This is a genomic window from Methylocapsa sp. S129, assembly GCF_009765995.1.
GTDB lineage: Bacteria > Pseudomonadota > Alphaproteobacteria > Rhizobiales > Beijerinckiaceae > Roseiarcus.
On the sequence record NZ_LMUI01000016.1, the window covers coordinates 387,897 to 407,668 of the forward strand.

A 19,772-nucleotide genomic window follows, 5' to 3' on the forward strand; every position below is an offset into this window, starting at 1 on the left:
CCCTCGCCCGCGCAAAAGAGAAGGGCCGCCCGAGGGCGGCCCTTCCATTGTCGCGACCACGCAGAGATCGCTCAGGGTTTTCCGTCTGGGCGCCTGCTATGCGCGGTCTTTCTCCGCACGGACAATAACCCAGGCCCTGCAAATCACTCGTGGCGATAGACAATGAGACACTGGATCACCTCCTTTCAGTTCGTTGACGACACGATGAAGATACGATGATTCGAGGGTTTGGGAAGCCCCCATCGGCGCCTGCGACAATTTGGACGCCGCCCGCGGCTTTCATCGTCCGGCGGCCACTCCCGCGTCGTCTTCGGCGACAGTCATCGCATTGCCGCGCCACACGAAATTGTTGCTGGCCCACGCTTGCGTCCATAGCCAGGGCAAAGCGAGGTCGCGCGCCATCCAGGCTGGAACGGACCAAAGGCTGAGCCGCCAACCGGCTGCCCAGGCCAGCGCCGCCTCCGACCCGTACCAGGCTATCGCGGCCAACGCGACCGCGGCCCAAGGATCAAGCCCGAGTTCCGACGCCCCCCAAAAAGCGGCGATGAAGGCGAAGAGGCCCGACGTCAGAAGCTCCGGCGCAAAATACAACGGGAAGGTCGCGCGCCGCAGCCGCGCCCAACGCACCTGCCGCGCCCAGACCTCGCCCCATTTGCGCGGCCCCAACGGCTGCTCGAAGGGCGCATCGACCAGATGAGCGCTCAAGCCCGCCTCATGAATCAGCTTGGTCGCGGCGGCGTCTTCGGCGATCTCGGCCCCCAGGGCTTCGATGCCGCCGCCCGCTTCCAATATCGAGCGCCGCCATAGCATGGTCTTGCCTTGGGCAAAGCCCAGACCGAACGCCTCGCCGGCATATTGCCAGCGCGCCTGATAGGTGTTGAGAAAAGCGCATTCGATTTCCGCCGCGAAAGAGCCTGGCGCCGCGCCGATCGGCGGCGCGCAGACGATCCCCGTATTGGCGCGCCAGCGCGCCGTCAGCCTTTGGATGTAATCGGCCGGCATCAGCACATTGGAATCGGCGATGACGATCCATTGATGCGCCGCCGCCTTCCAGCCCTTGACGACATTGTTGAGCTTGGGATTGCTGCTCGGCCGATCGTCGCCAATCAGAAGGCGCGAGGGGATGTGTGGATGCGCCTCCATCAGGCGGCGCACGATCGGCGCTACGGGATCGTCGCCATCGGCCAGGCAGAAGAGGATTTCGTAGGCGGGATAGTCGAGTTCGAAAGTCGAAGCCAGCGTCTCCCTGCCGAAGGGATCGATCCCGCAAAGCGGCCGCACGATGCTCACCGCCGGGGCGCCTGCGCGGGGCGGCATGGGCGCCGCGCGTTTGGCGCATCGGGAAATCGCGATCAAAGCGCTCAGCATCTGGATCGATACGGCGGCGAGGCCAAAGGTCGCCGCCAATTGAGTTCCGGTCATTGCATTCCCTGGATTTTGTCGCCGACTCGCTCCCCATCCATGTTGCAGGGCTTGCGCGACGCTTCTATGAAGGCGCATGTCTAATGGCCCCATTGTCCGCTTTGCGCCGTCGCCCACCGGGCGCATCCATATTGGCAACGCCCGCACAGCTTTGCTCAATTGGCTCTTTGCGATGCGCGAGCGCGGGCTCTTCATCCTGCGTTTCGACGATACCGATCGCGAGCGTTCACGCGCCGAATATGCCGATTCGATCGAGACCGATCTCGCCTGGCTCGGGATCATTCCCGGTTTCCAGTGCCGCCAGTCCGAGCGCATGGCGCTCTATGATTCCGCGGCGACGAAACTACGCGAGATCGGGCGGCTTTATCCCGCCTATGAGACGGCCGAGGAACTCGATCGACGGCGCAAGCGTCAGCAGGCGCTTGGGCGGCCGCCGATTTACGATCGCGCCGCGCTTCGCTTGAGCGCTGAGGAGAGAGCGGCGCTGGAGGCGCAAGGGCGGCGCCCGCATTGGCGCTTCCGCCTCGAGCCCGCGACCGTCCATTGGGAGGATATGGTTCGCGGCCCCAGCCATATCGACTGTTCGTCGCTTTCCGATCCCGTCCTGGTGCGCGAAGACGGCTCCTATCTCTACACATTGCCCTCCGTCGCCGATGATATCGACCTGCGCGTGAGCCATGTCATTCGCGGCGAGGACCACGTCACCAATACGGCGGTGCAGATTCAGATTTTCGAAGCTTTGGCGGGCAAGGCGCCGTCGTTCGGCCACCACAATCTGTTGACCGACGCGAGCGGCGAAGGGCTGTCCAAGCGCACCGGCGCGCTGTCCATATCGTCCCTGCGTGAGGGTGGCGTCGAAGCTTTGGCGGTTGCGGCGTTGGCGGTGCTGGTCGGTTCGGCCGAGGCGGTGCGGCCTGTGGGCTCGCTGAGCGAACTGGCGGCCGCTGTCGATCTCACGCATCTCTCGCATGGCGCGGCGCGATTTGACGAGGCGGAGCTGCGGGCGCTCTCGGCGCGCACCTTGCACGCTTTGCCCTATGAAGCGATGCGCGAACGCCTTGCCGCGCTCGAAATCGTCGGGGCCGACGCCGAGCCGTTCTGGAGCGCGGTGCGCGGCAATCTCGCGCAACTTGGCGAAGCCAGAGACTGGTGGCGCGTAACCCAGGGCGAGATCGAGCCGGTCGTCGAGGAGCCGGCGTTTTTGGCGCAGGCGGCCGCCTGCCTGCCGCCCGCGCCATGGGACTTGACGACCTGGGGCGTTTGGACAAGCGCCCTCAAAGCGTCAAGCGGACGCAAGGGCAAGGCGCTGTTTCACCCTTTGCGCCTGGCGTTGACGGGCCGCGAATCGGGGCCGGAACTGGCGGCCTTGCTGCCGCTGATCGGCAGGATCAAAGCGTTGGGTCGATTATCCGCACACGCCGCTTGACGCCATCGGAGCCCGTGACTTCCTGCGTCTGCCCCTGGCCCTTGGTGTAGAGCGGGCCGGTCGTCGCATCGCCCGTCGCTATGCCGGAGGATTCACGGCTGACGGTCGCCGCCTGTTGGCTGAGCAATGGGTCGATCGGAGCCGTCTGGTCCTGGGCCGACGCCTTGGGGTCGGGCGTGGGCGCGGGCGCTTTTGGCGCCTCTAGCGGCGATTTGATCGGCTTGGCTTTCGGATCCGGCTTTGGCCGCGACAGCTCAGCCGATTTTTCCGGCGTCACCATAATGTCGGTCTTGCCCATGCCGCCGAGTCTTTGCTCGGCGCCCGCCAATGCGTCAGCCCAGCTTTGCCCGCGCCTTCTGCATGAACAGGTATTGTCGAGGCTCTTGCGATATTTGAGGGCGGTCGGCGAATCCATATAGCGCGCGCCCGTGATCGACACCGCCGTCTCGATATCGGCGGAAGGCGAGTAGGTATAGAGGCTGACATCGGCATTGGGGCACAACGCCCGGCACATGTCCTGGAGGTCGTCGAGCCGGCTGCCGCCCGCCGAATAAGAGACCGGGAAAAAACTGCCGTCGCAGGAGCGCACGCAAACCGCCTTGGATCCCGCGCGCGCTTCCTTCCCCTCGCCGTCGAGCGGCTGCTGGTCGGGGTTGGCGTTGGGATCCGGCACGAGGGGCACGGTCTGCACGTCAGGCGATTGGTCGCGCGGGTTGCCAAACAGCGCATCGAAAATGCCATGCGGCTGGGAGCCGCCGGGGTTCATGCATTGGGAGTTATAGCGGGCGATAAGCTCGCCGCGCCCGCCGTCCGAGCCTCCCGCGCGCGATTGCAGGTCGGAAAGATTCGCCTGCATTCGAGATATCTGGGCGTTGATCTGATCGCATTGCGGAGGCGGGCCGCTGCCGAAGAACAGGAACTTGCGATTTTCACATCCGATCGACCGGGCGTAGGCGACGGTCCTGTCGATCTCGCCGCGCTGTTTTTGCGCCGCCGCTTCAAATTGCGCGCCTTGACCATTGCCGCCGCGACCGGCCGTGGCGATCGCTTGTTGCAATCGCACGCACTCGGCGCTTTGCGCCCGCGCCGAACCGACCGCCGTCGCGCTGACGAGAAACGCCATCGCCAATCCAAAGATCAATCGCATCAAATCCCCTGAAGGGTTCCAGCGCCACATGGCCAGCCAGTTGGCTCATCAATCGGGCGCAAACATGGCGAGCTAGCCGCAGTCAAAATTTCCTCTCGAAATATATCGGATTTCTAGGTGATTTTCCTGATCAGGGCCAGACTTTTATAGAACCGCCCGCGCCGCGCTCTGGTCCGCGCCGGCCCGATGGGGCATAGAAGCGCCATGGCCGAATCCTCGCCCACGACCAATGCGCCTGAGCTTTCCGTCACCGAGCTTTCGAGCGCGCTCAAGCGCACGATCGAGGATCGTTTCGGTTATGTGCGCGTGCGCGGCGAAGTCTCGAATTATCGCGGGCCCCATTCGTCAGGCCATGCCTATTTCTCGCTTAAAGACCAGGGCGCCCGGATCGATGCGGTGGTCTGGAAGGGCGTTTTCGCACGCTTGCGCGTACGTCCCGAGGAAGGGATGGAAGTGATCGCCACCGGCAAGATCACCACTTTTCCCGGCAAATCGGCTTATCAGATCGTCATTGAGGCGATGGAGCCAGCGGGGATCGGCGCCTTGATGGCGCTGCTTGAGGCGCGGCGGGTCAAGCTCGCCGCTGAGGGACTGTTCGACGCGGGCCGCAAGCAGTTGCTCCCCTATTTGCCCAGCGTGATCGGCGTCGTGACGTCGCCGACGGGGGCCGTCATTCGCGACATTCTACATCGGTTGGCGGACCGCTTTCCCGTTCATGTGCTAGTCTGGCCAGTGCGCGTGCAGGGCGAGACTTCGGCGGCGGAAGTCGCCAACGCCATCGCCGGCTTCAATGCGCTGGAGCCGGACGGCGCCATCCCGCGCCCTGATGTGCTCATCATCGCGCGCGGCGGCGGCTCGCTGGAGGACCTCTGGAGCTTCAATGAAGAGATTGTCGCGCGCGCGGCGGCCGAAAGTCTGATCCCGCTTGTCTCGGCGATCGGCCATGAGACGGATTGGACGCTGATCGACCATATCGCCGATGTACGCGCGCCGACGCCGACCGCCGCCGCGGAGCTCAGCGTGCCGGTGCGCGCCGAGCTTCTCGCCAATCTCGCCGATCTTGATGCGCGCCGGCGCGGCGCCATTTTGCGGGTCGCCGAGCGCGCGCGTGCGAGTCTGCGCGCCAGCGCTCGCGCGCTGCCTTCGGGCGAGGCGATCCTCGCCGTGCCGCGCCAGAGGCTCGATCGCGCCAGCGCCGCTCTGGCCGCGAGCGCGCGTGCGGGTTTCGACAGGCGCGCGATCGCGCTGGAGCGCTTGTCGCGCAGACTCGTGGCGCGCTCCCCGCAAGCGTTGCTCGCCAGCGCGGTTGCACGCCAGAAGGGCGCCGCGCGGAGTTTTGCGCGCGCGGTTGCGCTCGATCGCGAACGACGGCGTGAACAGCTCGCCCGGGTCGCGGCGCGCCTGACGGCTGCGCTCGCGGCGCGCAGCCGATTCGACGTCCAGCAATTGGCGCGTACGGCGCAGGCGCAAATCCGGCTGCGACGCGCCTTGCAGGGCGCGATCACGCAGCGACGCGCGCGACTGGCCGCCGCCGCCCAATTCCTCAATGCGGTGAGCTATCGCAATGTGCTCAAACGAGGGTTTGCTCTTGTGCGCGATGGCGAAGGGACGCCTCTGCGCAATGCGGCGGCGATCGGCGCCGGCCAGCCGATCCGCATCGAATTCGCCGACGGCGAAGTGACGGCGACCGCACACGGGAGGGCGCGCCCTGATTCCATCAATCCATTGACGAAAAGCCCAACGGCGTCTCGCCCTGCCAAAGCCGCCAAGCGAGAGCCATCTGGCGGCCAAGGTTCGCTATTCTGACGTATTCGTTTCGATTCTTTTCTGAGGTTCCGATTGAGCTCGATGGGCGTGCTCGCAGCGGGAAAGCCGAGAAATTTTCAAGAGGCGTTCGCCTGAAACCGCAAGCAAGTCCGCCGAATTGGCTCAAGCGTCAGGGACGTGCGCCTTGGCGCTTCACTTGAAACAGTGCGGCGAAGCCCTGTCGATCAAGCAATGTAAGGCGCTCTGGGAGCAACGTATCTAGATCGGGGACTGCTTCCGCGTTCATCAGGAGAATGTAGTCGAATTTGTCTGGCCAGCCCGCGAGGTACGACGCTGGATCTGGCGCCGTCGCCGCATCGAGATAAGGGCGTAGCTCGGTGTAGTCGTGTGGCGGCGACGCGCCGCCGTCGCCGGAAGCTTGATAGGGCGGGAGCGTCGTCATCGGTTGCTGCCCATGCAGCGTGAAAGCATCGGACCAATAGGCGCGGCGATCGATCAATGCGAAGGCGGCGTAGTGCCAGTAGGAAGGGGGCAGCCCGGGGATCGCAATGCGGCTGGGCGGCATCGTCGCCCAGGCTTGCGGCATGCTGATAAGGATTTGCTTGCATCATCAGCACCCGGCTGCCCGGCGTCACAGGCGTCAGCGCCCGCCGTACGTCGGCGACGTCCTGCTGCGACCCCGCCCAGATTTCAGTGATATAGGCCATCCGCCCAACGAACAGGGCCAAGAACGCCATTGTGGCCACAACCGCCTCGCGACGACCGAGGCGATGCGGCATCGTGGTCGCGAACAATGTATAGCCGAACAGCACGGGCATGCGTGTGTCAATCCAATAGCCGCCCTTGGCGCCGACTGGCAGCGCGGCGTAAATGAGCAACAACAGCGGCAAGCAGGCCCAGGCGAGAGGCGCCACAAGAAGCTGGCCGCGCGCGCGCCACCACGCCAGCAGCGTAATGAAAAGCGCTACAGCGACCGCCTGCTGAATCCAGGGCGAATAGCCGAGCACCGGCGCGAGCAACAGGATAAGCTTGCTCGCAAGCGGCAGAGATACAGTATGACCATTCGCTCCAGCTAGCGGCGAGACCGTATATAGCGCCGCAGTCGGCAATAGCGCCGCCGTCGTCGTCACAGTCCTGCCAAGCGCAAAGCGCCATGCGCCTGCATCGTCGAATCCACGCCGCAAGATCGCAGCCAATTCCGCGCAGCCGATCAGCAAAGCGAAAAAGCAGAAACCGAATATGTGGAAGACGAACGCCACGAGTGCGAATCCGGCCCCGATGAGGGCGCCGACAAAAGGATGCCGCGACGAGGTTGCGATCCAGGCCGCGGCCCCCCAGAGCGCGACGCCCACCGCCAGTTGGAAGTTCAGCAAGCCGATCAGGAACATCGCATTGTAGGAAACGAACCCGGCGCCCAGTTGCCACAACGACAGCCGTCCAAAGCAAGCGCGGCTGAGCGCGATGGTCCCGGTGGCGGGCAGCAGCACCGTCAGCGCCACGACGAGCTTGCCCGCCAACAACGGCGGCATGATGTGCATCAACGGCGGAAGTATCAGGTCAATGGCGAGATTGGGGATCAGATCCCAATGCGTCGCGAACATGCTTTGCAGCACCGGATCCTCGGCCCCGAACGCCAGGAAGAAACAACGCGCCAGGTGATTCGGATAGTCAGCTAGCGGCGGTACGTCGACCGCCAGGATTGGCGCAATCAGCCCGGCTACCAATAGCGCCAGGCCGCCCCACCATAGCCATGCCGGCGTCGAGCGCTCGGCGTCTTCGGGAGTTGGAGTTAAACCGCAGTCGAGCGCTTCGCCGGCGGCGCTATCGCGGCCAGGCGCCGACGCGCCAACGGTCGCCCCGCGCATGAAGAAACGGTTCATCGGGTCTCGAAGACGGGTTGGCGGGGTGACCTTCGATCGCCCCCCAGCGCTGTCGTGCTTTTGAGAAGCGCTGATCAGGCCACCGCGAGCATCGGTTCCGCTGGCCCCGTTGCCGGCGCAGGCAGCTTTCCGGCAAGCCATTTCGGCAGGAACGCCCGCAGCCACGCCGCGACCGCGGGATCATATTGGCGCCAGCCGTTGAGATGGTCTTCGCGCGGCTGCGCGCCAGGAAGCTTCAGTCTTTCCGCCCCGCGCACGGTCCAGCGGCACATCATCTGATAGGTCACTTCGGGGTGAAATTGGAGCGCGACGGCCTTGTCGCCGTAGCGATAGGCCTGCGAGGGGAAGTTCTCGCCGCCCGATGCGATCAATTGTGCGCCGTCGGGAAGCTCGAACCCGTCGCAATGCCATTGATAGACCTGACGGGGAAAAGGCGCCGCGCAGAGTTCGTCCGCGCATGGGCCGGGCTCGACAGGAAAGTAGCCGATCTCCGCGCGCCGGTCCGGATGGGTGAAAACCCGGGCGCCGAGGGTTTTGGCGAGCATTTGCGCGCCCAGGCAAATGCCCAGCAGCGGCTTGTCCTCGCGCAGCGGCGTCTCCAGCCAGGCGATCTCGCGGCCAATCCATTCGCAATCGTCGTTGGCGCACATCGGGCCGCCGAAAACCACGACGCCGTCATGGTCGTCGAGCGTGTCGGGCAAAGGTTCGTCAAGGCTAGGACGGCGAATGTCGAGGCGGGCGCCGAGCGCGCTCAGATAACAGCCGATGCGACCGGGCGTCGAATGCGCCTGATGCATGACGATCAAGACTTTTGGGCGCGAATCGCGCTTCGTCATGGCGCCGCTCCGAACTATCGCAAAAGTGACACAAGCCGCCTCGTCGCGTCGAGACAATTGTAAGCAAAGTTTATGCCGGGAAGGTTAACGCGACGATAAGTCGCGGCCGCCCCGTCTGAGCCCGCAGCCTCGCATTTACGGTCGCGGCGGCCGAGGGGGGGACGCGCGCTCCGCTACGCCTTTTCGCTTTCTCGCAGCTTAGCCTGCTTGATGAATTTCTTCGTCACCCGGTCGCGCTTGAGCTTGGAGATGTGGTCGATGAACAGCACGCCGTTGAGATGGTCGATCTCGTGCTGGAGCGCAGTCGACAACAGGCCCTCGGCCAAAATCTCCCGCGGCGCGCCGTCGCGATCGAGGAAGCGTGCGCGCACGCTCCCGGGCCGCTCGACCTCTTCGTAATATTCGGGGATCGAGAGGCAGCCCTCCTCATAGATTGAGGTCTCCTCCGAAGACCAGAAGATCTCGGGATTCGCAAAGAAAAGCGGCTGCGGCGGTTCGTCCTTCTTGGCGAGGTCGATCACCACGACGCGCTGGAGGATTCCGAGCTGACTGGCGGCCAGGCCAATGCCGGGCGCGTCATGCATGGTTTCGACCATGTCATCCATCAGCTTGCGTAAGGAGTCGTCGACCTTGGCGACAGGCTCGCAGGCGACGCGCAAACGCGGGTCGGGCAGAATGAGGATGGGACGAATAGCCATGTTGCTCGTGAAAGTGGGCGCGTCTGGTGAAGGTCTGATAATCGGGCGCAGGCACGCGGTCAAACCGTTCTTCTTTCGTTCGCGCTCAACAAGAGAATCGGCTATAGCTATCGCCATGAATCAGACCTTCATTCTTCTTGGCGCCGCTCCCATCTCATTTGGGGAAGCGCTCGAAGCCGCCGCCGGCCTGATCGCGCTGCTGCTGCTTTGCCTTGTCGTCGGCATGGCGCGTGCGCGCGGCCATCGCCTGCGCGAGCGCGCGGCGGCCGAGGAGCGTCAACGGGAACTCGAACAGGGAATGGCCGAACTTGCGCGCTCGGGCGCCGAGCTCAATGGGCGCCTGCAGAGCATGGCCGAAGCCTTCGGCTCGCGGCAGTCGGACCTTGTGCGCGTTATGGCCGACCGGCTCGACAATGTCAGCGCGCGCGTCGGCGCCGGAATCGAATCGGCGGCGCAGACGACAGGCGCCAATCTCAACAAGCTGAACGAGCGTCTGGCCCTGATCGACGCGGCGCAGGCGCGGCTGAACGGGCTTTCCCAGGAGGTCATTTCGCTCAAGGATATTCTCTCCAACAAACAGACGCGCGGGGCCTTCGGCCAGGGACGGATGGAAGCGATCGTGCGCGACGGGCTTCCCACGGAAGCCTATGAATTCCAGGCGACGCTTTCCAACAAGTCGCGGCCCGACTGCTTGATAAAACTGCCGGGCGACGAGCGGAAGATGGCGATCGACGCCAAGTTTCCGCTCGAGGCGTTTACGCTGTTTCGGGACGCGCGTAGCGATGAAGCCCGCAAGGTCGCGGTCGCGCGCGTGCGCGCCGATGTCGGCAAGCATGTCAAGGACATTGCCGACCGCTACCTGCTGCCCGGCGAGACGCAGGACCTAGCCGTCATGTTCGTACCCTCCGAATCCGTCTATTCGGACCTCGTTGAACATTTCGACGATGTCGTGCAAAAGGCGCATCGCAGCAAGGTGATCATCGTTTCGCCCTCGCTCTTGATGATGGCGATCCAGGTGATGCAGACGATCGTGCGCGATGCACGCATGCGCGATCAGGCGCATGTGATCCAGGCGGAAGTCGGCAAGCTGCTGGAGGACGTGCGCCGCCTCGCCGAGCGCACGGCCAAGCTCGACACTCATTTCCGCCAGGCGCAGGAAGACGTCGGTCAGATCGTCGCGTCCTCCGAGAAGATCGTGCGGCGCGGCGAGCGCATCGACACGATGGAGTTTTCGCAAGAGCAGGCGTCCGCGAAGATCGAGGCGCTGCCGCATCTGCGGCTGGCGAAGGGCGGGGAATAGGCGCATTTCTTGATGAAGAGCGCCTTTTCCTCTACCGCCGCCATCGGTTTCGCGTTGATCGCATCGGCGACCGCGCTTGGCATCGCGGGCACCGATCTGGTGCTGCCCGCCGTGCCCAGCCTGCCGGAGGTCCTTGGCGGAACTCCGGCGCGGGCGCAGCTTGTGCTTGCCGCCTATGTCGCGGGAACCGCATTGGGACTGCTGTTTTTCGGCGCGGTCAGCGCGTATGCCGATCCGCGTAAAGCGGTGGTCGCGTCACTTGCTCTTTACGCGCTTATCTCGCTCGCCGCGGTCTTCATCCGTACGCTCGACGAATTGATCGTGCTTCGGTTCGTCCAAGGCGCGGCCGGCGCGGCGCCGGCGGTCTTTGCGCCGGGCTTCATCCGCGCGCTGTTTCCTGAAGGCCGGGCCTTGCGGATGTTGGGGCTCCTTGGCAGCATCGAATCGCTGGTGCCCGCGCTGGCGCCCATCGCCGGCGCCTGGCTTCTCATCCGCTTTGGCTGGCGGGCTTCGTTCATCGTGATTGGCGCGCTCTCGCTCGCGCTGGCTGCGCTCCTTGGCCTTGTCGCCCGGCGCCTTCCACACATCGCAACGCAAGCTACCGGCGGCTCTTATGCGGCGCTGCTTGGCGATCCCGTCTATCTTCGTTACGCCTTGAGCCAGGCGTTCTCATTGGGTGGCCTTCTCGTGTTCGTATTCGGCGCGCCCGCCGTCATCGTCGGGCCGATGGGGGGCGCGCTGTCCGACTTCATCTTGCTGCAGATCACGGGCATCGTTTTTTTCATTCTCGGCGCCAACCTGACGGGACGCCTCGTGGAGCGCTTCGGTCACGACCCGCTGATTCTCTTTGGAACGGCGCTGTCGGCGTTGGGCGCCCTGTCGATCCTGGGCTATGCCTTGCTTGGCGGCGACAAGCCATTGATGCTTCTTCCGCTTTCGATCGTGTTGAATCTCGGCTTCGGGCTTCGCGGCCCGCCCGGCTTCCTGCAAGCGGTGCTCGCGGCGGGCGGCGACGACGCGCGCGGGGCGGCGCTCGTCATTCTGGCGATCCTGCTGACGGTGGCCGGCGGCACCGCGCTTGCCGCGCCCTCTGTCGCATCCGGCCTGTTGGGCGTTGCGATGGTCGCGTCCGCGATCTCGGTAGGCGCTGTGCTGTGTCTACTGGTTTTGCGTCGCCCGGATTGCGCCGCAAAAGGCTCTCATCAGGGATTCGGATAAGAGTCGCCGAATCGACCTGAATGGCCGGCCATTTGCGTGAGGCGTCCTTGCGCCTTGACGAATATATACAAATTGTATATACATGACAGCATTTGAATGGGATGAAAACAAGCGCCACAAGAATATCGAGAGCAAAAATCTCGATTCCGTGGACGCCGTAATTGTGTTCGATGGGCGCGTAGTGATCACGGCGCCCTCGCGCTACCCATTTGAAGACAGGTTCGTCTCGACGGCCATTTTGGACGACGGAAAATTCTACACCGTCGTCTGGACATGGCGCGGCGGCGCCAGGCGGATCATTTCATTCAGGAGGGCGAGAGATGGCGAAGAAAGAGCATATCGTCAGATATTCCGCTGAAGAATTGCTGGCTATGCGAGACCGCGGTGAGAGCAAGAGCGACGGGGCGCGCGCAGCCGCCATGACGGACGCGCAAATCGAGGCGGCTATCGCGGCCGATCCCGATGAAGCCGGCATGACGGTCGATTGGGCGCAAGCCTCGGTCGACATGCCGCAGCCGAAAGCCGTCCTCAACATGCGCGTTGACCGCGACGTGTTGGAGTTTTTCCGGCGTGATGGGCGCGGCTACCAGACCAAGATCAACGCCGTTTTGCGCTCCTATGTCGAGCAGATGATTTACCGCGATAAAAGGTGATTTGCTTGGATGATCGTGCGAGTCTACTAGACGTCGAGTGTTGGAAGCAATTTGCCCAAACTGACCTACACTCCCGCCCGCCGCCGCAGCCATGGCCTTGTTCCCGTGGGCACTTCATGCGGCTCCACGCTCGGCTGATAAAACAATGAACCCCCGGGCAAATGCCCGCGCTCCAAGGCTCGTAAGGTCGGTGCGTTGGAGACTTCAAATGAATCAAAACCGCAGCGTAGCATCAGTGGGATTTCATCGAGCAGCACGTCGCCGCCCGCGCGCAATTCGCCGGTGAAGCGAAACCGTTCGCGCAGGAGTTCCGCATAAGAAAAAGCGCGGCCGTCGGCGAATTTGGCGAAGCTTAGAACGACGAGCGGGCGGGCGGCCGCCTCGCTTAATTGCTCCATGGCGTCCTTGCCGGCGACGATCGAAACGCCGACGGGATCGGGGCGGCTCGTCAGCGCCTCGCGTTCGGCGCTCCAGCGCAGCGCCGATACGATGATCGCGCCCGAAGGCGGCAGAGCGTCGCCGTCGGCGACATTCGTCCAGACATTTTCGACAAAACCGTCTTTACGCCACAGCGGCATTAGATTCCCGCCCCCGCCGTCAGCGCGCCCAGGTGAATGCCGCATTCGGTCTTTGCTCGACCGCGCCAGCGGCCGGCGCGCGGGTCTTCGCCGGGCTTGACGGCGCTCGTGCAGGGTAGGCAGCCGATCGAAGGAAACCCCTTGGCGACAAGCGGATGCGGCGGCAGGCCAGCCTTGGCGATATAGGCGAGGAGGTCGCCGGCGCTCCAGCCGACGAGCGGATTGATTTTCACGCGCTCGCCCTCGGCTTCGAATAGCGGGACAGCGGCGCGCGTGGCGCTCTGGAAACTCTTGCGCCCAGTGATCCAGGCTTCATAATTCTCCAGCGCCTTGCCGAGCGGCAGAACCTTCCTGATGTCGCAGCAGCGATCGGGGTCGCTGGCGAACAGGAATTTTTCCGGATCTTCGGCCGCAAGCGTCGCAGCCTCCGGCTCGGCGACAACAATGTTCTCAAGGCCGAGCCTGGCGACGAGTTCATCGCGATAGGCGAGCGTTTCGGGAAACAATTGTCCGGTATCGACGAACACGATCGGCGTCTTCTTGTCGATCTCGGAAACCATATGCAGCAGCACGGCGGAATCGGCGCCGAAGCTGGAGACGAGCGCGATGCGGCCGGGATAAAGATCCTCGATCGCCAGGCGCAGCAGCGAACCGGCCTTCATCAGCGCGAACTTGCCTTCGAGGCGCGAAGCGGCGACCTGGTCGCCGAACATTTTGATGTCGTGCGCGCTCATTAGATGTCCGATCCGGCGCTGCGCTCATAGAGCGCTTCCTTGAACGGCGCCATGCCGACCCGCCGATAGGTTGTCAGGAAATCCTCAGCGCCGTCGCGCCTCTGGCTCATATAGGTCGCCACAACCGTCTCGATGGCGTCGACGACGTTTTCGGAAGAAAAGCCTGGTCCGGTGATCTGGCCGATTGAGGCCGTTTCATCGCCCGAGCCGCCGAGCGTGATCTGATAGGTCTCTTCGCCCGCCCGCTCCAGGCCCAATATGCCGATATGGCCGACGTGGTGATGGCCGCAGGCGTTGATGCAGCCCGATATCTTGATCTTCAGGGGGCCAATGTCGCGCGCGCGCGCGCCGTCGCCAAAATGTTCGGACAGGCGCTGCGCGATCGGGATCGAGCGCGCGGTCGCGAGCGCGCAATAATCGAGGCCGGGGCAGGCGATGATGTCGGTGACCAGACCTGCATTGGGCGTCGCCAGGCCAACCGAAGCCAATCGATCGTAGACCGCCGGCAGATCGTCGAACGCGACATGCGGCAACACGAGATTCTGCTCATGCGAAACGCGCAACTCGTCGCTCGAATAATCCTCAGCAAGATCGGCCACGGCGTCCATCTGGTCGGCGGTCGCGTCGCCGGGCACGCCGCCGATCGGCTTCAGCGAGATCGTGACGATGCCGTAGCCCTGGACTTTATGGAGTGTGACATTGGATTGCAGGAAGTTTGAAAACTTCGCGTCCTTCGAACGGCGTCTCTCGGTGCGTTCACTCAAAGCTTTCTTCGGCTCAAGCGCGGGCAAGGCGAAATAAGCGTTGATGCGCGCAATTTCTTCCGCCGGCACGGTCAGTCCTTGGCGATTGTGGGCGACAAATTCCGCCTCCACCGCTTCGCGCATCGCGGCCTCGCCCTTTTCATGGACGAGGATTTTGACGCGCGCCTTGTATTTGTTGTCGCGCCGGCCTTCGAGATTGTAGACGCGCAAAATCGCATCGATATAGGCGAGCAAGTCCGCCTCGGGCAGGAAATCGCGGACCTTATGGCCGATCATGGGCGTGCGGCCAAGGCCGCCGCCGACATAGACGGTAAAGCCGATCTCGCCGCGCTCATTGCGCACGATCTGCAGGCCAATGTCGTGGGCCTGAATCACCGCCCGATCCTTCGGGCCGCCGTTGACGGCGATCTTGAATTTGCGCGGCAGGAAGCTGAATTCCGGATGCAGCGACGACCATTGCCGCATGATTTCGGCATAGGGGCGGGGGTCGGCGATCTCATCGGCGGCGGCGCCGGCGAAATGATCGGCGGTAACGTTGCGGATGCAATTGCCCGACGTCTGGATCGCATGCATTTCGACGCTGGCGAGCTCAGCCAGGATGTCCGGCACGTCCTTCAAGGCCGGCCAATTGAACTGCAGATTTTGACGCGTCGTGAAATGACCGTAGCCGCGATCATATTTGCGCGCGATGTCGGCGAGTTTGCGCATCTGGCGCGACGACAACGTGCCATAGGGCACGGCGATGCGCAGCATATAGGCGTGCAATTGCAGATAGAGGCCGTTCATCAGCCGGTGCGGACGGAACTGTTCTTCCGTTAGCTCGCCCGCGATGCGGCGCGCGACCTGATCGCGGAACTGGCTGACGCGCGCATCGACGAATGCCGCGTCGAACTGGTCATACCGGTACATGAGGCTTCTCCAGAAGGACCGGCGCCTGCCCCTGTGCCTGCTTGCCCAGATCGAGGTGAGTTGTCGGCCCCGTCGCGCGGATCAATTCGCGCAAGGCTTTGGGTATGTAGTGTCCATTGCGCAATTCGACGACCACCGCATAGGCGTCGACGATGAGATTGCGCAGCTCATCGTCCTTCGCCAAGGCCAACGCCGTCTTTGTCGCTTCGGCGTCTGGATAGATCGCGGCGTGAGCGAAGTCCTCGACCCAGCCGCCGGTGGCATCCTGGAACAGGACGATGCCGTCGATCAGGCGATTGGCGGTGATGATGTCGCTCATAGTGAACTGGGTCCCGACGCCGACACGCTCAATCCATTCGCGGCCGTTGCTGATAGATGCTGCGCGACCGAGACAAATCAAGATCGACGGATGCGCGACAAAGGCTATTTTACTGACGAAAAACGCAAGATTATGCTTATGGAATAAGCGGATAGCATAAAATACGGGTTTGTTCTAGAATATATTTTCTATAACATATTCATTACGTCTATATGTGTTTGTAGCAGGGCGGCAATGATCCCGCGAATGAGGCTCTCCCTGGAAATCCGAATTTGTGTCATTGCGTCTTCTTCGGCCTTTGCGATCCGTTCGATGACGGGCTGACCGAAAATTCGAGAACCATTCTGCCATTGCGGGCATGTGAAACCTGCATCGATTGCCCACCATGGCTATGCGCCGCCCATGCACCGCGCGGCCCGTCTTCGCCTTCGGGAGGCGGCGTGGTCCCTTTGGTTCCATGCGCAACCGGTCCCTGCCGCGCCAGACATTCGTTATAGGCAAGCGGGTTGTCGAACTTGGCGCAGGCCGAGTAATCCTCGGCGCTGGCTGACGTTCCAGTCAGAGCAACGAAAGCGGCAAGGCCAGAGACGCGCGCAATTTGTGTCGAACGTCCTGCTCGTCGGACCATTCTCATCCTCGCAAGACAGCGCCGGTTTTCTTCGCGACCTCAGCGACAATCTTCGCTACGGCCGCCTCGATCTCCGCATCCGTCAAAGTGCGTTCGCGCGGCTGCAATGTCACCGCGATGGCGACGGATTTATGGCCATCCGGCACGCCCCGACCTTCGTAGACATCGAAAACCTGCGCGCCGGCGATCAGGCCGCGCTCGGCGGTCAGCGTCGCTTTGACGATGTCGGCCGCATGAACGTTCAAGGGGACGACGAAAGCCAGATCGCGCTCCACCGGCATGAATTCCGGGCGCTCCAGCTTAGCCTTGGCGCGCGTCGCGCGCGCCTTGGGCGCGGGTATCCGATCGAGGACAATCTCGAAAGCGACGAGCGGTCCTTCCACATCGAGCGTTTCGGCTGCGCTTGGGTGAAGCTGCCCAAACCAGCCAATCACGTTCTGCGGCCCGAACTGCAGCGTGGCGGAGCGGCCGGGATGCAGGAAGGGGGGACCGCCTGGAATGATCTGCACGGCGGCCATAGAGACGCCAAGCGTCGCCAGCAACGCCATCGCATCGCTCTTGGCGTCGAACACATCGACCGATCCGCCGCCCGCCCAATGCCGGCCCGAGCCTTGCGCCTTGGCCTGGCCGCGTCGCAGCGATGCGGCGGCGATGCGTTGATCGTTCTCGCCGTCGCCGAGGAAAATCTGCCCGACCTCGAACAAGCCGACGTCGCGCTGGCCTCGTCGTGCGTTGCGGCCGGCCGCCAAGGCAAGGCCCGGGATGAGGCTTGGGCGCATGTCGGAAAGATCGGCCGCAATCGGATTGGCGAGCGCCAGCGCCGCGCTGCCGCCGCCGAATAATTCAGCATTGGGCTTCGAAATGAACGACCAGGTCACCGCCTCGCGCAGCCCAAGCGCGGCCAAAGCTCGCTTGGCGAGGCGCGTGCGTTTTTGCAACAATGTCAGCACGGGTTTAGGCACGCTCGCCGAAAGGCGCGGCAGCGGGCGCGTCTCCACGCGGTCGAGCCCCGCGATCCGCACGATCTGCTCGACGATATCGGCCTTTCCGTCGATATCGGGACGCCAGGACGGCACAGCGACTTTGGCGCCGTCGATCCCGAAGCCGAGCCTGCGCAAAATCGCCTCGCCTTCCGGGCGCGCAATGTCGAGACCGGTGAGGCGCTGCACTTCGCTGAAGGGGAATTCGATGACCTTTGCCGGCGTCGCCTGCGAGCCGCAGATCACAAGATGCGAGGCCTGACCGCCGCAAAGCTCAAGCGTCATCTGCGTTGCAAGCTCGGCGCCGGGCGCGCAGAAGGCGGGATCGACGCCGCGCTCAAAACGATAACGCGCGTCCGTGACGATGCCGAGCTTGCGGCCCGATTGGGCGACGTTGAGCGGGTCCCACAACGCGCTTTCGATCAGCACGTCGCGGGTGTTTTCATCACAGCCGGAATGCTCGCCGCCCATGATGCCCGCGATCGATTCGACGCCATTATCATCGGCGATGACGACCATGCTGGCGTCGAGCGCATAGGTCTTGCCGTCGAGCGCGAGCAGGTTTTCGCCCGGCTTGGCGCGTCGCACATGCAGCGCGCCGGCGACCTTGGCGGCGTCGAACACATGCAGCGGGCGGCCGCGATCGAAGGTGAGGTAATTGGTGATGTCGACGAGGGCGTTGATCGGGCGCAAGCCGATCGCGCGCAGGCGCTTCTGCATCCATTCCGGCGAGGCGCCGTTCTTGACGCCGCGCACGAGACGGAAAGCGAAGGCTGGGCATAGATGCGCGTCCTCGGGGGCGAAATCGAGCGTCGTCTTTACCGGGCAATCGAAAGCGCCGGGGATGCTGGCCGGCTGCTTCGTCTTGAGTTCGCCGATGCCGGTCGCGGCAAGATCTCGGGCGATTCCGGAGACGCCTGTGGCGTCGGGGCGGTTCGGCGTCAGATTGATCTCGATGACGGGGTCGTCGAGGCCGGCATAGGCGGCATAGGACTGGCCGACCGGCGCATCGTCGGGCAGATCGATGATGCCGTCATGATCGTCCGATATCTCAAGCTCGGCCGCCGAGCAGAGCATGCCGTTCGATTCCACGCCGCGGATCAGGCCTTTGGCCAAGGTGATGTTCTTGCCGGGGATGAAGGTTCCCACCGGCGAGAAGACGCTGCGCATGCCGGTGCGCGCATTGGGCGCGCCGCAGACGACCTGCACCGACGGGCCATCGCCCGCGTCGACCATGCACACGCGCAAACGGTCGGCATTGGGATGCTGCTTGGCCTCGATGACCCGCGCGACGACAAAGCCCGCATATTTGGCGGCGGGATTATCGACGCTTTCGACCTCCAGGCCGATGCGCGTCAACGTCTCGACGATTTCGCCGAGCGGAGCGGGCGTATCGAGATGGTCTTTAAGCCAGGAGAGGGTGAATTTCATCGGGCGATCTTGTGTGGGTGCGTGGAAACTAGATTGCGGAAGGCGCCTTCGCGCTCCCTTCTCCCGCTTTGCGGTAGAAGGGAATACGCACCTATCCGCTCAATCCTCCCGCCAGCGTCGGCATATCGAGAGGGCGGAAGCCGTAGTGATCGAGCCAGCGCACATCGCCTTCGAAGAAATCGCGCAAGTCCGGTATGCCATATTTCAGCATGGCGATGCGGTCGATGCCCATGCCCCAGGCGAATCCCTGAAATTCCTCAGGGTCGATGCCGCAATTGCGCAACACATTCGCGTGGACCATGCCGCAGCCGAGAATCTCCAGCCAGTCTTCGCCTTCGCCAAAACGGATGTCATCGCCTGAGCGCCGGCACTGGATGTCGACTTCCATCGAAGGCGATGTGAAGGGGAAGAAGCTCGGGCGAAAGCGCATCGCCACTTTGGGCACTTCGAAGAACGCCTTGCAGAATTCTTCCAGCACCCATTTCAGATTGCCCATATTGGCCGTCTTGTCGATGACGAGCCCCTCGACCTGGTGGAACATCGGCGTGTGCGTCTGATCCGAGTCGGTGCGATAGGTGCGGCCGGGACAGATGATGCGAATCGGCGGCTTCTGGGTCAGCATGGTGCGCACTTGCACCGGGCTCGTATGCGTGCGCAAAAGTTTTCGCTCGTTCGTTCCGCTGGCTTGAAAAAAGAACGTGTCGTGCATTTCGCGCGCGGGATGGCCGGGCGGGAAATTGAGCATCGTGAAATTGTAATCGTCGCTCTCGATGTCTGGCCCTTCGGCGATCGAAAAGCCCATATCGGCGAAGATCGTGATGAGTTCATCCAAGACCTGGCTGATGGGATGGATGCGGCCGCTCTCGATGCCTGGCTGGCGGACCGGCAAGGTCACGTCCAAAGCCTCGGCGGCGAGCTGGGCTTCAAGCGCGGCCGATTTGAGAACGGCGCGGCGGGCGGCGAGCGCTTCGCTCACCTGATCCTTGAGGCCGTTGATCGCCGCGCCCTGAACCTTGCGTTCGTCGGGCGACATTTTACCCAAAGTGGCGAGCAGGGCGGAGATCGCGCCCTTCTTGCCCAGC

17 protein-coding genes are annotated in these 19,772 nt (G+C 63.4%); 6 read left to right on the top strand and 11 right to left on the bottom strand.

What is annotated here, in order from left to right:
• Positions 1 to 279: 279 nt before the first annotated feature.
• Positions 280 to 1,422 (bottom strand): ceramide glucosyltransferase, encoded by a 1,143-nt coding sequence (locus tag GSQ90_RS11115; protein ID WP_158814880.1) that lies wholly within the window; start codon positions 1,420 to 1,422, stop codon positions 280 to 282.
• A gap of 76 nt (positions 1,423 to 1,498) precedes the next feature.
• Between GSQ90_RS11115 and GSQ90_RS11120 the strand changes: the two genes are divergently transcribed.
• Positions 1,499 to 2,848, top strand: a complete 1,350-nt coding sequence (locus tag GSQ90_RS11120; protein WP_158814881.1) for a glutamate--tRNA ligase — start codon at positions 1,499 to 1,501, stop codon at positions 2,846 to 2,848.
• On the opposite strand, the gene GSQ90_RS11125 is transcribed toward GSQ90_RS11120, so the two are convergent.
• On the bottom strand, positions 2,811 to 3,995 hold the full coding sequence (locus GSQ90_RS11125; protein ID WP_158814882.1) for a DUF2865 domain-containing protein: 1,185 nt from the start codon (positions 3,993 to 3,995) through the stop codon (positions 2,811 to 2,813). The genes GSQ90_RS11120 and GSQ90_RS11125 overlap by 38 nt on opposite strands.
• A 204-nt stretch (positions 3,996 to 4,199) precedes the next feature.
• Between GSQ90_RS11125 and xseA the strand changes: the two genes are divergently transcribed.
• Entirely contained in the window at positions 4,200 to 5,801 is a 1,602-nt protein-coding gene (gene xseA, locus GSQ90_RS11130; protein WP_158814883.1) for an exodeoxyribonuclease VII large subunit, read from the top strand.
• A gap of 185 nt (positions 5,802 to 5,986) precedes the next feature.
• Here the strand turns inward: xseA and GSQ90_RS11135 are convergent, their stop codons facing one another.
• The 3 genes from GSQ90_RS11135 to def form a co-directional block, all read right to left on the bottom strand.
• Positions 5,987 to 7,642, bottom strand: a complete 1,656-nt coding sequence (locus tag GSQ90_RS11135) for a hypothetical protein (RefSeq protein ID WP_158814884.1) — start codon at positions 7,640 to 7,642, stop codon at positions 5,987 to 5,989.
• 74 nt (positions 7,643 to 7,716) lie between these two features.
• Positions 7,717 to 8,478: a glutamine amidotransferase gene (locus tag GSQ90_RS11140; RefSeq protein WP_158814885.1), complete on the bottom strand. Its 762-nt coding sequence runs from the start codon at positions 8,476 to 8,478 to the stop codon at positions 7,717 to 7,719.
• Between the two features lie 173 nt (positions 8,479 to 8,651).
• Entirely contained in the window at positions 8,652 to 9,176 is a 525-nt protein-coding gene (gene def, locus GSQ90_RS11145) for a peptide deformylase (RefSeq protein ID WP_158814886.1), read from the bottom strand.
• Positions 9,177 to 9,291: 115 nt separating this feature from the next.
• On the opposite strand from def, the gene GSQ90_RS11150 reads away from it, so the two are divergent.
• The 4 genes from GSQ90_RS11150 to GSQ90_RS11165 all read left to right on the top strand — a co-directional run bounded on the left by GSQ90_RS11150 (position 9,292) and on the right by GSQ90_RS11165 (position 12,347).
• Positions 9,292 to 10,476 carry a DNA recombination protein RmuC gene (locus GSQ90_RS11150; RefSeq protein ID WP_158814887.1) on the top strand — a complete coding sequence of 395 codons (1,185 nt, stop codon included), beginning with the start codon at positions 9,292 to 9,294 and terminating at the stop codon, positions 10,474 to 10,476.
• A 12-nt stretch (positions 10,477 to 10,488) separates the two neighbouring features.
• The gene (locus tag GSQ90_RS11155; RefSeq protein ID WP_158814888.1) at positions 10,489 to 11,694 is read left to right on the top strand and encodes an MFS transporter; all 1,206 of its coding nucleotides are present in this window, start codon (positions 10,489 to 10,491) and stop codon (positions 11,692 to 11,694) included.
• A gap of 82 nt (positions 11,695 to 11,776) precedes the next feature.
• Positions 11,777 to 12,052 carry a BrnT family toxin gene (locus GSQ90_RS11160; protein WP_158814889.1) on the top strand — a complete coding sequence of 92 codons (276 nt, stop codon included), beginning with the start codon at positions 11,777 to 11,779 and terminating at the stop codon, positions 12,050 to 12,052.
• Positions 12,015 to 12,347 carry a BrnA antitoxin family protein gene (locus tag GSQ90_RS11165; protein ID WP_246731530.1) on the top strand — a complete coding sequence of 111 codons (333 nt, stop codon included), beginning with the start codon at positions 12,015 to 12,017 and terminating at the stop codon, positions 12,345 to 12,347. Before GSQ90_RS11160 ends, GSQ90_RS11165 begins: the two co-directional genes overlap by 38 nt.
• 65 nt (positions 12,348 to 12,412) lie before the next feature.
• Here the strand turns inward: GSQ90_RS11165 and GSQ90_RS11170 are convergent, their stop codons facing one another.
• The 6 genes from GSQ90_RS11170 to pheS form a co-directional block, all read right to left on the bottom strand.
• Positions 12,413 to 12,925 (bottom strand): DUF934 domain-containing protein, encoded by a 513-nt coding sequence (locus tag GSQ90_RS11170; protein WP_158814890.1) that lies wholly within the window; start codon positions 12,923 to 12,925, stop codon positions 12,413 to 12,415.
• Positions 12,925 to 13,659: a phosphoadenylyl-sulfate reductase gene (locus tag GSQ90_RS11175; RefSeq protein ID WP_158814891.1), complete on the bottom strand. Its 735-nt coding sequence runs from the start codon at positions 13,657 to 13,659 to the stop codon at positions 12,925 to 12,927. The genes GSQ90_RS11170 and GSQ90_RS11175 overlap by 1 nt, the downstream gene beginning before the upstream one ends.
• A complete protein-coding gene (locus GSQ90_RS11180) occupies positions 13,659 to 15,332 on the bottom strand; it encodes a nitrite/sulfite reductase (protein WP_158814892.1) in 1,674 nt (557 codons plus the stop codon). The genes GSQ90_RS11175 and GSQ90_RS11180 overlap by 1 nt, the downstream gene beginning before the upstream one ends.
• Positions 15,319 to 15,651, bottom strand: coding sequence for a DUF2849 domain-containing protein (locus tag GSQ90_RS11185; protein WP_158814893.1), 333 nt, complete (start codon positions 15,649 to 15,651; stop codon positions 15,319 to 15,321). Before GSQ90_RS11185 ends, GSQ90_RS11180 begins: the two co-directional genes overlap by 14 nt.
• 630 nt (positions 15,652 to 16,281) lie before the next feature.
• The gene (gene pheT / locus GSQ90_RS11190) at positions 16,282 to 18,690 is read right to left on the bottom strand and encodes a phenylalanine--tRNA ligase subunit beta (RefSeq protein ID WP_158814894.1); all 2,409 of its coding nucleotides are present in this window, start codon (positions 18,688 to 18,690) and stop codon (positions 16,282 to 16,284) included.
• Between the two features lie 91 nt (positions 18,691 to 18,781).
• Positions 18,782 to 19,772 (bottom strand): phenylalanine--tRNA ligase subunit alpha (gene pheS / locus GSQ90_RS11195; RefSeq protein ID WP_158814895.1); only part of this gene is annotated, 991 nt, incomplete at its 5' end.

Excerpts from the sequence above, each read along its gene's own strand:
- GSQ90_RS11115 (WP_158814880.1), bottom strand. The coding sequence starts at position 1,422 with ATGACCGGAACTCAATTGGCGGCGACCTTTGGCCTCGCCGCCGTATCG.
- GSQ90_RS11120 (WP_158814881.1), top strand. The coding sequence starts at position 1,499 with ATGTCTAATGGCCCCATTGTCCGCTTTGCGCCGTCGCCCACCGGGCGC.
- GSQ90_RS11125 (WP_158814882.1), bottom strand. The coding sequence starts at position 3,995 with ATGCGATTGATCTTTGGATTGGCGATGGCGTTTCTCGTCAGCGCGACG.
- xseA (WP_158814883.1), top strand. The coding sequence starts at position 4,200 with ATGGCCGAATCCTCGCCCACGACCAATGCGCCTGAGCTTTCCGTCACC.
- GSQ90_RS11135 (WP_158814884.1), bottom strand. The coding sequence starts at position 7,642 with ATGAACCGTTTCTTCATGCGCGGGGCGACCGTTGGCGCGTCGGCGCCT.
- GSQ90_RS11140 (WP_158814885.1), bottom strand. The coding sequence starts at position 8,478 with ATGACGAAGCGCGATTCGCGCCCAAAAGTCTTGATCGTCATGCATCAG.
- def (WP_158814886.1), bottom strand. The coding sequence starts at position 9,176 with ATGGCTATTCGTCCCATCCTCATTCTGCCCGACCCGCGTTTGCGCGTC.
- GSQ90_RS11150 (WP_158814887.1), top strand. The coding sequence starts at position 9,292 with ATGAATCAGACCTTCATTCTTCTTGGCGCCGCTCCCATCTCATTTGGG.
- GSQ90_RS11155 (WP_158814888.1), top strand. The coding sequence starts at position 10,489 with ATGAAGAGCGCCTTTTCCTCTACCGCCGCCATCGGTTTCGCGTTGATC.
- GSQ90_RS11160 (WP_158814889.1), top strand. The coding sequence starts at position 11,777 with ATGACAGCATTTGAATGGGATGAAAACAAGCGCCACAAGAATATCGAG.
- GSQ90_RS11165 (WP_246731530.1), top strand. The coding sequence starts at position 12,015 with ATGGCGAAGAAAGAGCATATCGTCAGATATTCCGCTGAAGAATTGCTG.
- GSQ90_RS11170 (WP_158814890.1), bottom strand. The coding sequence starts at position 12,925 with ATGCCGCTGTGGCGTAAAGACGGTTTTGTCGAAAATGTCTGGACGAAT.
- GSQ90_RS11175 (WP_158814891.1), bottom strand. The coding sequence starts at position 13,659 with ATGAGCGCGCACGACATCAAAATGTTCGGCGACCAGGTCGCCGCTTCG.
- GSQ90_RS11180 (WP_158814892.1), bottom strand. The coding sequence starts at position 15,332 with ATGTACCGGTATGACCAGTTCGACGCGGCATTCGTCGATGCGCGCGTC.
- GSQ90_RS11185 (WP_158814893.1), bottom strand. The coding sequence starts at position 15,651 with ATGAGCGACATCATCACCGCCAATCGCCTGATCGACGGCATCGTCCTG.
- pheT (WP_158814894.1), bottom strand. The coding sequence starts at position 18,690 with ATGAAATTCACCCTCTCCTGGCTTAAAGACCATCTCGATACGCCCGCT.